Annotated in this window: 1 protein-coding gene; it reads right to left on the bottom strand. The window is 62.5% G+C overall.

All coding sequences use genetic code 11. The features are described from left to right. The coding region (istB, locus tag APH35_RS27980) for an IS21-like element ISPst3 family helper ATPase IstB (protein WP_060515843.1) at positions 1–546 on the bottom strand (546 nt) is incomplete at both ends.

Here is a 546-nt window from a genome sequence, read left to right as displayed (position 1 = left end):
ACTGTGTTGCAGGCGATAGGACTCGTTACCGGTTTCGACGATGTGGCAGTGGTGGGTCAGCCGATCCAGCAGGGCGGTGGTCATCTTGGCGTCGCCGAACACGCTCGACCATTCGGCGAAGCTCAGGTTGGTGGTGATCACCACGCTGGTGTGTTCGTACAGCTTGGATAGCAGGTGAAACAGCAACGCACCGCCGGCCTGGCTGAAGGGCAGATAACCCAGTTCGTCGAGGATGACCAGATCCATGCGCAGCAGAGCTTGGGCGATCCGCCCGGCTTTGCCGTCGTGCTTTTCGCGCTCCAGCAGATTGACCAGATCGACCGTGGAGTAGAAGCGCACGCGCTTGCCGTGCCGGGTGATGCCGGACACGGCCAGCGCAGTGGCCAGGTGGGTTTTACCGGTGCCAGGCCCACCGATCAGCACCACGTTCTGCGCGGTGTCGGTAAAGGCCAGACTGGCCAGTTCGCTGATCAAACGAGCGTCTGCGCTGGAGGCGCTGAAGTCGAAGCCGGCCAGGTCGCGGTGCATCGGCAGCTTGGCCATGTT

Origin of the sequence: Pseudomonas sp. NBRC 111132 (assembly GCF_001320565.1) — a bacterium.
GTDB lineage: Bacteria > Pseudomonadota > Gammaproteobacteria > Pseudomonadales > Pseudomonadaceae > Aquipseudomonas > Aquipseudomonas putida_P.
Note: the sequence above shows the minus strand (reverse complement) of the source record. Positions and strands in the feature narration are given on the sequence as shown.